Origin of the sequence: Curvibacter gracilis ATCC BAA-807 (assembly GCF_000518645.1) — a bacterium.
GTDB classification, from domain to species: domain Bacteria; phylum Pseudomonadota; class Gammaproteobacteria; order Burkholderiales; family Burkholderiaceae_C; genus Curvibacter; species Curvibacter gracilis.
Genome location: NZ_JADZ01000027.1, coordinates 1 through 12,761 on the forward strand (window position 1 = coordinate 1; position 12,761 = coordinate 12,761).

At 58.0% G+C, this 12,761-nt stretch carries 12 protein-coding genes and 1 pseudogene; 8 read left to right on the forward strand and 5 right to left on the reverse strand.

What is annotated here, in order from left to right:
* A pseudogene (locus tag L880_RS0119205) lies at positions 1-208 on the reverse strand (IS1380-like element ISCARN34 family transposase); the annotation flags it as partial.
* Positions 209-321: 113 nt separating this feature from the next.
* Between L880_RS0119205 and L880_RS35780 the strand changes: the two are divergent.
* Positions 322-1,686, forward strand: a complete 1,365-nt coding sequence (locus tag L880_RS35780; protein WP_169737786.1) for a relaxase family protein — start codon at positions 322-324, stop codon at positions 1,684-1,686.
* A gap of 763 nt (positions 1,687-2,449) precedes the next feature.
* Here L880_RS35780 and L880_RS35785 read toward each other — a convergent pair.
* Positions 2,450-2,974 carry a hypothetical protein gene (locus L880_RS35785; RefSeq protein WP_157462989.1) on the reverse strand — a complete coding sequence of 175 codons (525 nt, stop codon included), beginning with the start codon at positions 2,972-2,974 and terminating at the stop codon, positions 2,450-2,452.
* A gap of 417 nt (positions 2,975-3,391) precedes the next feature.
* Between L880_RS35785 and L880_RS0119210 the strand changes: the two genes are divergently transcribed.
* From L880_RS0119210 to L880_RS0119240, 7 genes are all read left to right on the forward strand, one after another.
* The gene (locus tag L880_RS0119210) at positions 3,392-3,853 is read left to right on the forward strand and encodes a type IV pilin protein (protein ID WP_043329976.1); all 462 of its coding nucleotides are present in this window, start codon (positions 3,392-3,394) and stop codon (positions 3,851-3,853) included.
* A 35-nt stretch (positions 3,854-3,888) separates the two neighbouring features.
* Positions 3,889-4,488, forward strand: a complete 600-nt coding sequence (locus tag L880_RS34485) for a GspH/FimT family pseudopilin (protein ID WP_169737787.1) — start codon at positions 3,889-3,891, stop codon at positions 4,486-4,488.
* Positions 4,472-4,966, forward strand: coding sequence for a type IV pilus modification PilV family protein (locus L880_RS32910; protein ID WP_051443432.1), 495 nt, complete (start codon positions 4,472-4,474; stop codon positions 4,964-4,966). Before L880_RS34485 ends, L880_RS32910 begins: the two co-directional genes overlap by 17 nt.
* Before the next feature lie 8 nt (positions 4,967-4,974).
* The gene (locus L880_RS0119225) at positions 4,975-6,132 is read left to right on the forward strand and encodes a PilW family protein (protein WP_027477052.1); all 1,158 of its coding nucleotides are present in this window, start codon (positions 4,975-4,977) and stop codon (positions 6,130-6,132) included.
* Positions 6,126-6,791, forward strand: a complete 666-nt coding sequence (locus L880_RS0119230) for a pilus assembly PilX family protein (protein ID WP_027477053.1) — start codon at positions 6,126-6,128, stop codon at positions 6,789-6,791. The genes L880_RS0119225 and L880_RS0119230 overlap by 7 nt, the downstream gene beginning before the upstream one ends.
* A 51-nt stretch (positions 6,792-6,842) precedes the next feature.
* Entirely contained in the window at positions 6,843-10,565 is a 3,723-nt protein-coding gene (locus L880_RS0119235; protein WP_027477054.1) for a pilus assembly protein, read from the forward strand.
* 69 nt (positions 10,566-10,634) lie between these two features.
* Positions 10,635-11,108, forward strand: a complete 474-nt coding sequence (locus L880_RS0119240; RefSeq protein ID WP_027477055.1) for a RidA family protein — start codon at positions 10,635-10,637, stop codon at positions 11,106-11,108.
* 33 nt (positions 11,109-11,141) lie between these two features.
* Here the strand turns inward: L880_RS0119240 and L880_RS0119245 are convergent, their stop codons facing one another.
* The 3 genes from L880_RS0119245 to L880_RS0119250 all read right to left on the reverse strand — a co-directional run bounded on the left by L880_RS0119245 (position 11,142) and on the right by L880_RS0119250 (position 12,744).
* Positions 11,142-11,474, reverse strand: coding sequence for a type II toxin-antitoxin system HicB family antitoxin (locus L880_RS0119245; RefSeq protein ID WP_027477056.1), 333 nt, complete (start codon positions 11,472-11,474; stop codon positions 11,142-11,144).
* Positions 11,471-11,725: a type II toxin-antitoxin system HicA family toxin gene (locus tag L880_RS35125; protein ID WP_084461455.1), complete on the reverse strand. Its 255-nt coding sequence runs from the start codon at positions 11,723-11,725 to the stop codon at positions 11,471-11,473. The genes L880_RS0119245 and L880_RS35125 overlap by 4 nt, the downstream gene beginning before the upstream one ends.
* A 92-nt stretch (positions 11,726-11,817) precedes the next feature.
* Complete coding sequence (locus tag L880_RS0119250) at positions 11,818-12,744, reverse strand: pseudouridine synthase (RefSeq protein ID WP_027477057.1); 927 nt, start codon at positions 12,742-12,744, stop codon at positions 11,818-11,820.
* Between the last annotated feature and the right edge of the window lie 17 nt (positions 12,745-12,761).

The following is a 12,761-nucleotide window of genomic DNA, read 5'->3' on the forward strand; positions in this document are numbered from 1 at the left end:
CAATCGCATCGAAGTCGCTCTTGCCCTGCACCAGCAGGCCCAGGTAGCTGCGCAGGATGTCGCTGTTGGCAACGCCATTTCTCACGGGCAAGGCGGCATCGAGTCGCTTGAACACTGGCGCGAGTCGATTCAGGTGATGTCCGACCAGCGCCAGACCGGCTACCGGGGTGAGGTCGTAGTCGAGCTGCTTGACGATGAAGGGGCGCATTGGAAGAACTCAGGTACTGCGTTTGCAACAGGCCCATCAACGCCCCACACCTGTCTCGCGTTTACCAAACTACCTCAAATCGAACGCACCCGCAGGGTGAGGCACTTTCACTCTTGGGCTCACGGATTCAGGGTAATGTCAAAAGTTCCATTGATTATTTATTAGGTGATAAAGATCACACAGGGAAAATTCGTAATCCAAAACCAGTTTTATTAGAAGGATCACCAGAATTAATTCAATTAATTTCTGACTCAATCACAAGGCAAAAAAAGTACACAGCAGGTTCAATTAATTTTAGAGAAGGTGAAATACCTACTGAAGAACAACGAGAAGCCGTAATGAGAGGGTTTGAAAAAACATTCTTAGCAGGCTTTGAAAAAGATGAAAATTTTGCAATTCTTTGGGTTGAGCATTGGGATAAAGGAAGATTAGAACTTAATTTTGTTGTTCCTGATAAAGAACTAAATAAAGGTAGAGCATTGAGCTTAACTAGACCTGGCGAAGCTAATCAACAATTATTTAGAGATTTTGATAGCTACTTTAATCATAGATTTAATTATGACCAAGTACAGCAAAATCCATTTAAAGCCCAATTGAATAAATTAGATACTATTGAAGGTCATTTATTCAATGTTAAAAGTCAAAAGAATAAAATTTCCGATATTTTATCCAAGAAAATTTTAAGTGGTGAGATCAAAAATCGTGAAGATTTGATTGAGTTTTTTGGTAGTAAAGATAAGTTTTCTAGAATTGGAAAAGATTATTTATCTTTAAAAACTAACGATGGAAAAACAAAATCTATAAGGTTGAAAGGTCCAATTTTTGAAGAAAATGCAGACTACAAACAATTAATTGAAAAATATAAAGATAGTGGAAAAAAATTATCAGAAGAGAAGTTTTTAGAAATAAAAACAAGAATGTCAGATGAAGTTAAATCTAGAAAATCTCAAAATATTAAACTACTTGCAACAAAAACAAGAAGATCTAAATTTGTCAAAAAACCATTCAAAATTGAAGAAGAAAAGCCTAAAAATATTTCATCAATAAGAAATGAAGTCAATAGCTTTTCTCAATCAAAATCCAATGAATTAACATCATCAGCAAGTCAAGTTAGTTCAAAAATTCAGAGTGAAGAGAAAACAAAACTAATAGAAACAAAACCGAAAGTTGATAAGTTTTATAAGAATATTGAAAAGAATATTCTAAAAACTAGACAATCAGTTAATTTCAATTCTGATGTAAAACAATCTATAGCACCACCCCCAAAAATATCAGGAGCAACAAACAAAACAGTACCTTTTGTTTTAGAAATTCAATCATTAGAATTAGAAATTGGAAACTTACAATCTCAAATGGCAATAGCAAATATTAGAGATAGAGCTAAAATTATTGCCAAAATATTTGAAATTCAAAGAAAAATAGATGATTTAAAACTAAAACAAAGAATGTCAGCAAAATCAAACTTCAATCCAATTTAGATATTTTTTATAAATTCCAATTATCAAAAAGTACAGACGAAAAAAAAGCACCTGCAGGTGCTTTTGAGAGAATTAGGCAAATGTTCCTACTGTGAATACAAATAAAAAGAACATTTGAGGAATAATCAAGAAGAAAGTTACTAGATTTAAACGAGATCTCTTAAGGCGATGTTTTTCAGCATCTTCAAAGGTAGCAAACTCAATTGCTCCACCTTGTGTTCTGTTCTCAAACTCATATTTATCAAGTGCTCTTGATTTCCTACTAAATATTACGAATGTAGTTATTGTGGTAGTCAGAAGAATAACAAATCCCAATATTGAAATTAATTTCATCATAAAAAACCTCCAAAGTTGTTTGCTACCAGCGTACACAAAATTTGCAGAACATGAAATGGAACGATGTTCTATGGACACAGGTGATGTTCTATGCTTCTAGAGCGCTGATGTTCTATAGGACACAGGAGCGTTAGCAAAAGACCACCACTTTCAAAGTGGCTCCCCTAGCAGGGGGTGGGGGTAGAAATCATTGACAAAATCACTTTAATTTCAATGATGGAAAAGTACAGACGAAAAAAAAGCACCCGTAGGTGCTTGACAATATTTTTTATATAAATATTATTTATAAAATATATTAGGAAATTTATGAATAATTTTTACATTAAGCGAATTATTGGTCTATATCAATCTCGGAAATTTATATTTTATTGTATTTTCATGAGTTTATTTGTGTTTTTTCTATCTTATACTTCAAAATAAATTCTTATTAATAAAAAATCAAGTCGATAAGCAATAAAATTGAGCCCCAAAATGCAAGCATAGCTCCTTGACTTAAAAATTTAGAATTTATAATCATCAAGTTGACTAATTCACTCATTTCCAATTCTTTTTTTTCTGCTTTCTTCCTTAATTTAGCTTCCTCTTTAGGATCGAGATAGCCGCCAAGCGCTGCCCAAAATGTACCAGTAAGAAGGAGTAAGGTTCCTGCGATTGCCCACTTATGATTAATTTCAATCTTCCCCAAATATGAATTAATCCCAATTTTCTCGATTACAAAAAAAGCAATTACAGCTATGACAATGGCAAAAATAGGAAAGAAATTATTTCTAATTTTTGAAAGCTCATTTTTAAATTTTATTGCATGACTTATTTTTTGTTTTATTCTTAATCCTGCAATTTTATTGTAATTATTGATTGGATATGCATCATCAATAAAATCTACATTCAAATCCGACTCATTTGATGATGGCAATTTTTTTTCTGTCTCTGTCTCTTTCTCTGTCTCAGCCATATTTTAATTCCCTACTGTGTTATAGTGAGTGTGTCAGTTGATGAGGTCAACTGAGTGTGTCAGTTGCATGTGTCACAATTGCTGTGACTAACTGAATTTGTCTTTTAAATCAAAGACTTATAGTTTTAAATGTGTAGTTCAAATACTTACCATTGAACTACACCCGCGGCAGGCGGGATTATAGAGGCAGAACGGGGTCGGCTGAGGCTCATCGGCTTCGCAGCAGCGGCCAGGCGCAAGGCGACCCGCGTGGGCTGCCGGGCTCGCGCTGCATTGGCTCGTAAAGCAACGGCAATGCACAACAAACGCTTCGTAAAACCAGGTATCGACCCGAATACATGACGCTGCGGGGGCTCAAGAGCGCTTGTAATCGCGGCCAGCAGGACGCCTTTGCTTGCTGTCTCAACTGGCCTGCCCATGCCCCATCGCACCTCTTCTTCGTTGTCATCGCGCCGCCTCGCTGGCTTCACATTGATCGAACTGATGATCGCTGTGGCCGTGGTGGCCATCCTGTCTGCCATTGCCCTGCCCGCTTACGTGTACTACATCCAGCGCTCGCGCATTCCGGAGGCCACGGCCGCTCTGGCGGCCAAGCAGGTGGCAATGGAGCAGTTGTTTCAGGACAGCCGAAGCTATCTCGCGCCCAACACCAGCGCCTGCAGCACCAGTGGCATGGCCAGCAGCAGCTATTTCACCTATGCCTTCAGCACCTGCACCACCTCGACCTATGTGCTGAGCGCCACCGGCAACACGGGCACCAACATGGCGGGGTTCGTCTTCACCATTGACCAGGGCGGCAACCGGGCCACGACCTCGGTGCCTGCGGGCTGGACCACCTCCGCCACCTGCTGGGTCACGGCCAAGGGGGGGCGTTGCTGATGGGGCCAGGCCACCGGCCACGATGGATGCAGGGCGTGACGCTGATCGAATTGATGGTGGCGCTGGCCATTCTGGGGATCAGCCTGTTGATGGTGATCCCGGCCTTTTCGACCTGGTTGCGCAACGCCCAGGTGCGCGGCCAGGCCGAGAGCCTGCAAAGCGGGCTGCAGATGGCCCGCGCCGAGGCCGTGCGCCGCAACGCGGTCGTGCGGTTGCAGATCACCAGCGACCTCAGTGACAGCTGCACCCTGGTCACGGCAGGCACCCAATGGGTGAGCAATCTGGGCAGCGGCATCAGCCCCGCCTCGCATTGCGCCAGCGCCATCAGCGACAGCGCCAGCCCCTACCTGCTGCAACGCAGCGCCGGCAGCAGCTCCTTGAGCAACGCGCTGATCACAGCCAGCCAGAGCACCCTGGCCTTTGACAGCCTGGGCCGCCTCACGGCCACCACCAACCCGAGCACCACGGTCAGCGCGAGCGTGACGTTTCAGATCACAGCCCCCAGCGGCACCTGCATGGCTGCTTCGGGCGACACGCGCTGCCTGAACCTGGTGGTCAGCCCCGGCGGGCAGATCCGCCTGTGCGACCCCAGCCTGAGCAGCACCCAGGCCGCCGACCGTGCACGCGCCTGCTGAAAAGTGGCCGCCCCGGCCCGCCCTGCCCCGCTCTGCACCGGCCCAGGCGCAGGGTTCGGCGCTGATCGAATCGCTGGTGGCCGTGCTGCTGTTCTCGATCGGCCTGCTGGGCCTGGTCGGCATGCAGGCTGGCGCGGTGCAGCAGGCCAGCCAGGCCGAATACCGCAGCATGGCCAGCCTGCTGGCCAATTCAGCAGCCAGCCAGATGTGGGCCAGCGACCGCAGCGCCGCCACGCTGCAAACACGGTTCGCCAGCCCCAGCGGCAGCGCCTATTTGCTGTGGCTGGCGCAGGTGCAGGCCAGCGGGCTGCCCGGGGTCTCTTCGGCCAACAGCACCTTGCCCACCATCAGCTTCAGCACCTTGGCAGGCGGCGGCAGCAGCGGCACCGCGCGCAGCCAGGCCACCATCACCGTGTATTGGCGCGCCCCGGCCGACACCCAATCCCACCAGTTGGTGACGCTGGTGCAATTGAAATGAGGGCTTTTTTGCAAAACAGCCGGCACGCCACGGTGCGTCAGCAAGGCTTCGGTCTCATCGAGGTGATGGTCGGCATCCTCATCGGCCTGGCAGCGGTGATCGTGATGATGCGCCTGATGCTGGACTCCGACACCGCCCGCCGCACCACGGCGGGTGGCAACGACGCCCTGGTCAACGCCACGGTGGCGCTGTACGGCCTGGAGCGGGACGTGCGCAGCTCGGCCTTCGGCATCAATGCCTTCGCCATCCTGGGCTGCAACCTGAGCTTCACCACCAGCCAGGACAGCGCCTCCGTCAGCCTGCCCCTGAGCCCGACCACCATCAACCCGGCAAGCAGCCTGGTGCCGGCCGGCGACAGCAACACCGACACCCTGTTGGTGATCACCAGCACCAACAACGGCTCCTCCGAAGGCGACGCCCTGATCGCCACCTCGGTGGCAGGCACCTACCAGGTCACCTCGCCGGGCAGCTTTGCCGTTGGCGACTACGTGGTAGCGCAGAACAGCACCCGACCCAGCCCCTGCACCCTGCCGCTCAACCAGGTCAGCGTGATCGACAGCAGCACGGCCAAGCTGACGGTGGCCAACAACACGGTGGGGCTGGGGGCGGGCAGCCTGGTCTTCAACCTGGGCAAGACGCTGTCGCTGCATGCCTATGCCGTGCGCAATGGCAACCTCACCCAATGCGACTACCTGCGCTACAACTGCGGCAGCAGCAGCTACACCAGCACACTGGACAGCACGGTGTGGGTGCCCGTGGCCAGCAACATCGTGGCGTTGCGTGCCCAGTACGGGCGCGACACCAGCACCGTGCTGATGGACGGCACGCTCGACACCTACGACCAGACCACCCCGGGCAGCAGCGCCGACACCAGCGGGCTGAACCTGTACTGCGCCTGGTCGCGCGTGCTCACCCTGCGCATGGCCGTGGTGGCGCGCAGCCCCCAATACGACAAGACCCTGCCCACCAACAGCGCCCCGGTGTGGGACGGCAGCGCGGTCAGCACCAGTGCCCCCACCAACCCCAGCGCGGCGCCCATCGTGCTCAGCGGGCTCACCGACTGGACGGCTTACCGCTACCGACTGGCCAGCACCGTGGTGCCGCTGCGCGACATGATCTGGTCGGGCTCGCAAATCAACTACCAGGGCGGGACCACCGGATGCTGAGGCGCCCGCTCCCTCACGGCCGCCCCCCGCGCGGCGTGGCCCTGATCATGGCGCTGATCGTGCTGGTGGCACTCACCTTGGGCGCGCTGGCGCTCACGCGCTCGGTCTACACCTCCAACCAGATCGCGGGCAACCTGGCCTTTCAGCAAGCGGCCACCCACTCGGCCGACGAAGGCGTGGAGGCCGCCATCGCCTGGCTGGAGAACAACAACGGCCAAAGCACCAGCAACACGGCCAGCACCTGTGCCACCTCGGTGGGCAGCACCGTGCTGGCCTGTGACCAGACCGCCTACGGCTACCTGGCCACGCGGCAAGACCCCGGCAGCAGCCAGAGCTGGGCCGACTTCTGGAGCGCCACGCTCGACAGCCAATCGCTCAAGCTCAGCACCGACAGCGCCGGCAACACCGTGGCCTATGTGATCCAGCGCCTGTGCAGCGCCGCGGGCGACGCCAGCGCGACCAGCGTGGACTGCACCCAGTCGCCCAACGCCAACTCGGGCACCTGCGCGGGCGGCAGCAGTTGCGACTCGCAAAAAATCAACCTCAAGAGCAGTGGCGGCAGCGGCCAGAACGGCAGCCAGGTGTACTACCGCATCACGGTGCGGGTCAGCGGGCCACGCGGCACCCAAAGCCTGGTTCAGGTCGTTGTGGCGCTTTAGGCGCCGGCCCTTGCTCCCATACGCCATCGCCTTCCAACCAGGAACAGCCCCATGCGCAGCCCCCGCCATGCCCTGACCCTCTTGCTGGTCGCGGCCCTGCCACCCCTGAGCCAGGCCACCGTGACGGATCTGGCCAGCAGCCCCCTGGAGACCGCCAGCCCCGGCCAGGTCAAACCCAACATCCTGTATGTGCTCGATGACTCGGGCAGCATGAGCTACACCTACCTGCCCGACTGGGCCAGCACCAGCACCACAGCGCTGTTCCGCAACAGCCGCTACAACGGGCTGTACTACAACGCGGCCGTCACCTACAGCCCGCCGGTGTACTACGACGGCAGCAGCTACCCCAGCATGAGCTCGGCCAACACCACGGCCTGGACCAAGGTGCCGGACGACGGCTTTGGTGTGCAAAGCAGCTCGACCAGCAACCTGGTCGGCAATGCCTACTTCTACACCTTCGTGGCGGGCGAGTACTGCAGCGATGTGCACCAGGCCAGTTGCGCCACCCTCAGCGCCGCCACCACGGCCTACCCCTACCCGGCCTATGTGCGCTGGTGCTCGGACACCGCGCTCAGCGACTGCCAGGTCACCTATGTCGACACCGCACCGACGGGCGGCAAGACCTACACCCAGTTGCGCTACCCCACGCTCAGCTACAAATCAGGGACCAGCACCGTCACCGTGCCGGGCTCCAACATCCTCACCAGCATCGTCTCGGGCACCACCGCGTACAGCTACCCCGGCACCTCGGCCAAGGCCGCCACCCGCACCGACTGCGCCAGCAGCACCTGCACCTATGCCGAGGAGATGGCCAACTACGCCAACTGGTGGGCCTACTACCACACGCGCATGCAGATGATGAAGACCGCCGCCACCCAGGCCTTCAGCACCCTGGGCACCAGCTACCGCCTGGGCTACATGAGCATCAACAACAACACCGGCTCTGATTTTCTGAACATCGCCGACCTGACCGCCGGCAGCAGCGGGCAGAAAGCAGCGTGGTTCAGCAAGTTCACCAAGGCCACGCCCAACAGCAGCACCCCGCTGCGCACGGCGTTGAGCAAAGCGGGGCGCTACTACGCCGGCAAGCTCACAAGCATCAACAACGTGAGCGCCACCGACCCGATGCAGTACGCCTGCCAGCGCAACTACACCATCCTCTCCACCGATGGCTACTGGAACGAGACCGCCACCCCCACCCGCATCGATGGCAGCACCGCCATCGGCGACCAGGACGGCAGCGCGGCCCGCCCCTACCTCGACCCCAACGCCACCGCCAACACGCTGGCCGACGTGGCCTATTACTACTACAGCACCGATCTGCGCGCCTCGGCCTACAGCAACACCCTGAGCGCCAGCGGTGTGGACGTGGCCAGCAACAGCGTGGCCGATGGCCAGCAGCGCATGTACACCTCCACCCTCGGGCTGGGGGCTTCGGGTTACATGTTGTTCCAGGAGGGCTACACCTCGCTGACCTCGGGCGACTACTACGACGTGAGCGTGGGCACCACCGCCAGCACCACCAACGCCGCCAACGGCATCTGCAGCTGGCAGACCTCGGGCAGCTGCGGCTGGCCCAAACCCACCAACAACACCCAGACCACCATCGACGACCTTTGGCATGCCGCCGTCAATGGCCGAGGCGTGTATTACAGCGCCAGCAACGCCACCAACCTGAAGACCGGGCTCAGCACCTTTCTGTCCTCGGTGCAGGCTGCCACCTCGAATTCGGCCACCGCCACCACCAGCACGCCCAACGTCACCTCCAGCGACAACTACGTCTTCAAATCCACCTTCCGCTCGGTCGACTGGTATGGCGAACTGGCCCGCTACACCATCGATGTGAGTACGGGAGCCCTGTCGAGCTATGTGGATTGGTCGGAGTCGGGCACCGTCAACAGCGCTGCCAGCACGGCGGCCACTGCCCTGTATGACAACCTGATCGCCGCCTCGCGCAACATCTACACCTACAACGCCAGCACGGGCGCGCTGCAGCCCTTCACCTGGGCCTCGCTCACCAGCACCCAGAAGGCCTACTTCCAGATCACCGGCGGTGCGATCTCGGGCCTGTCGCAGCTGTGCAGCAGCGGCACGCTGTGCATTGCCAGTGCCTCGCAGGTGGACAGCACCACCGCGGGCACCAGCACCGGTGCCGGTGGCATCAACCTGGTCAATTTTCTGCGCGGGGACCGCAGCAACGAATCCAGCGACGCCAGCAAGTACTACCGGGCCCGCACCCACGCGCTGGGCGATCTGGTCGACTCGGCACCGGTGTACGTCACCACGCCCCTCTTCAGTTACAAAGACTCGGGCTACGCGGCCTTCAAATCGGCCCAGAGCGCACGCCAGGGCATGGTCTACATCGGCGGCAACGACGGCATGCTGCATGCGTTCAACGCCAGCACCGGGGTCGAATCCTGGGCTTACATCCCGTCGATGCTGCTGCCAAATCTGTACAAGCTGGCCGACAAGAACTACAGCAGCAACCACGTGAACTACGTCAACGCCACCCCCAAGACCGGCGACGCGTACTTCGACAGCGCCTGGCACACCATCCTGATCGGTGGCCTGGGCGGTGGCGGGCGCGGCTTCTATGCACTCGACATCACCACCCCGGCCTCGCCCAGCGTGCTGTGGGAGTTCAGCAATGACACCAGCAAGACCACCGGCTACACCACCGATGCCGACCTGGGCTATTCGTACGGCATCCCGGTGATCACCAAGCTGTCGGACGGCACCTGGGTGGTCATCGTGAGCTCCGGCTACAACAATGTCTCGCCCGGCACCGGGCACGGCATCGTCTGGATCCTCAACGCCAAGACGGGCGCCATCATCAAGAAGATCGACACCGGCGCCGGCAGCAGCACGGCCGCCGTCAGCGGCTGCAGCACCGCGCCTTGCCCGGCCGGCCTGGCCCAGCTCAGCGCCTATGTCGACAGCGCCAGCACCAACAACCTGGCCCTGCGCCTGTATGGCGGCGACCTGCTGGGCAATGTATGGCGCATCGACATCAGCGCCCTGACCGCCGCCAACGCCGCCAGCACCACGGTCACCCCCCAGCTGCTGGCCACCCTGGCCGATGCCAGCGGCACCCGGCAACCGGTCACCACGCGGCCCGAACTGGGCTACAGCAATGGCAACTACCTGGTGTTCGTGGGCACCGGCGAACTGCTGGGCCTGAGCGACCTCAGCAGCACCCAGACCCAGTCGATCTACGCCCTCAAGGACCCGCTCACCACCTCGACCGCCACCACCGGCCTGTACGGCAGCCCGCGCAGCAACCCCTGCTCCAGCAGCACCAAGACCAGTTGCTTCGTGAAGCAGACCCTGAGCGACTCGGGCGGCGTGCGCACCGCCACCAGCACGGTCAGTTACGCGGTCGACCTGGGCACCATGGATGGCTGGTTCGCCGACCTGCCCGAAAGCGGCGAGCGCATGACCACCGACATGGACCTGCAACTCGGCACCCTGGCCTTCACCACCAACATCCCCACCACCAGCACCGGTTGCAGCGTGGGCGGCTCCAGCTACCTGAACTACTTCAGCTACACCACCGGGCTGGCCGTGGGCACCAGCACCAGCACCGGGGTGTTGCTGACCTCCGGCACCACCACCGGGCTGTCCAGCGGCGTGAGCCTGGTGCGCTTGGCCAATGGCAAGGTGGTGGCCATCACCAACCTGTCGGACGGCACCAGCCAGACCACCAGCATCCCGGTGTCCAGCACCAGCACAAGCACCCGACGCGTGTCGTGGCGTGAGCTCAGCGTGCAGTGAATCCCTGCCCGGTGGCCCGGGTAAGATCCGCCCCAACTCCACCCATCACCACCCTCCCCAATCACTGCCATGACCACCCGCCAAGCCCGTTTCGAAGCTGCCTGTGCCCCCTGGGGCGACGCCTTTGCCGGCCCCATCGTGATCGGTGGCAACTACCAGAGCGTGCTGTGCCATGGCGACACGGTCTACATCAGTGGCCAGGTGCCCCGCGTGGGGACCACGGTGCAGGTCACCGGGCGCGTGGGTGCGGGCACCTCGCTGGAGCAGGCACGCACCGGCGCGCGCATCAGCGTGCTGCGCGCCCTGGCCCTGCTGTTGCAGCAACTGGGCAGCCTGGACCGCATCCAGCAGGTGCTGCGTGTCACCGTGTATGTGCAATGCGCCGACGACTTCACCCAGCACAGCGAGGTGGCCGATGCAGCCTCCGACCTGCTGGTCGAGGTGCTGGGCCCAGCCGGCCGCCACACCCGCACCTCGGTGGGCGTGCTGCAACTGCCCAAGAATGCCTCGGTCGAGATCGATCTGGTGGCGGCCTGGGGCTGAACGGATCCTGCCGCCCCTGCTGACAAACGTCCGTCAGGCGTGCGCTGCTGACGCCAGGACCTCTGCGGCCCACTGGTTCAAACTCTTGCCTGCTGCCTTCGCCGCTATCAGTGCAGAGCCGTGAACCTCTGGCGGCACCCTCAACATGAGCTTTCCGCTCGCAGGCTTTTGGGGGGGCTTGCCGATTTTTTCGCAGGTTTGAAGGTAATCGTCCACCGCTTCGTGGAAAGCCTCTCGAAGTTGCGCCACGCTGTCCGCATGAAAGCTCACAACATCCTGTATACCCAAGAGGCGACCTACCAGGATGTCATCACGGTCGTCAAAATCGATGCGACTGGTATAGCCCTTGTAGGTCATGGTGTTCAAGGTGTCACTCCAATGGATATCAAAAAATCACGGGCATCGTCCACTTGGTAAGCCTTGGCCTCCTTGGCTGGATGTGGACGATGAAAGCTCGCCACCGCTCGGTCATGCACGAAGCGCACGCGGGAACCGCACCCCTCTACCACCGTGCAACCCACAGCGATCAGAAGCGCTTCAATCTTTGTCCACTCCAAAGTCTTGCTGGTGGGTACCGCAAAAATGGCGGCCAATGTCTTTGCATGCTTGCCATTCATGCTTGCAATATTAGCTAGCACCAGAAGGATAACAAATAGGCATCTTTTTAACAATGTGACGAAGGGAACGCGGTCTCAATGCCGGGTCACCCTCAGGCCACAGCCTCCCCCGGCCAGCGCAGCCTCAAGGCGCTGCGGAACTGCCGGGGCTGGCCCGTCACCGGGTCGTCGAAGGCCAGGGCCCGTGCCAGCAGGCGCAGCGGCTGCGAGTAGTCGCCCTCGGGCGGGTCGTTCACCACGGGGTAGAAGTGGTCGTCCTGGATGGGCAGGCCCAGCGCATTCATGTGCACCCGCAGTTGGTGGCGCTTGCCCGTGACGGGGCTGAGCTGGTAGAGCGCCAGTTCACCCCGCACCTCCAGCACCTCCACCGTGCTGTCGGCATTGGGCTCGCCGGGCACCTCGCAGCAGCGGAAGAACTGCGCCGGGTCTTCCACGATGCGGCTCTGGCGGCGGATCGGAAAGGCCAGCTCGGGCCGCCAGGGCGCGATCGCTTCGTACTGCTTGCCCACCTCGCGCTCGCGGAACAAGGCCTGGTAGGCGCCCCGGCTGGCCGGGTCGACCGAGAACAGCACCAAGCCGGCCGTCTCGCGGTCGATGCGGTGGATGGGCGAGAGGGTGGCGATGCCCAGCTGGTGCTTCAAGCGCACCAGCAAGGTCTCGTGCAGGTAGCGCCCACCGGGGGTGACCGGCATGAAATGGGGTTTGTCAGCCACCAGCAGGTGCTCGTCCTGGTACACCACGCCCACCTCGAAGGGGATCTGAGGCTCGGTGGCCAGCTCCCGGTAGTAGAAAAGGCGCAGGCTGTGTTCGAAGGGCCGCTCAGGCGTCACCACCTGGCCACGCTCGCACACCACGTCGCCACGGGCCATGCGCTGCACCCAATCCTCGCGGCTGACCTTGGGCAGGCGGTGCACCAGAAAGTCGAGCAGGGTGGGCCAAGGGCCGGCCGGCACCGCCACGCAACTGGGGCTGACGCCTTGGCGGATGGGCAAAACAGAGGGGCGGTCGGGCTTGTACATGGGTCAACGGGTTCTGG

Excerpts from the sequence above, each read along its gene's own strand:
- L880_RS35785 (WP_157462989.1), bottom strand. The coding sequence starts at position 2,974 with ATGGCTGAGACAGAGAAAGAGACAGAGACAGAAAAAAAATTGCCATCA.
- L880_RS0119210 (WP_043329976.1), top strand. The coding sequence starts at position 3,392 with ATGCCCCATCGCACCTCTTCTTCGTTGTCATCGCGCCGCCTCGCTGGC.
- L880_RS0119230 (WP_027477053.1), top strand. The coding sequence starts at position 6,126 with ATGCTGAGGCGCCCGCTCCCTCACGGCCGCCCCCCGCGCGGCGTGGCC.
- L880_RS0119235 (WP_027477054.1), top strand. The coding sequence starts at position 6,843 with ATGCGCAGCCCCCGCCATGCCCTGACCCTCTTGCTGGTCGCGGCCCTG.
- L880_RS0119240 (WP_027477055.1), top strand. The coding sequence starts at position 10,635 with ATGACCACCCGCCAAGCCCGTTTCGAAGCTGCCTGTGCCCCCTGGGGC.
- L880_RS35125 (WP_084461455.1), bottom strand. The coding sequence starts at position 11,725 with ATGAATGGCAAGCATGCAAAGACATTGGCCGCCATTTTTGCGGTACCC.
- L880_RS0119250 (WP_027477057.1), bottom strand. The coding sequence starts at position 12,744 with ATGTACAAGCCCGACCGCCCCTCTGTTTTGCCCATCCGCCAAGGCGTC.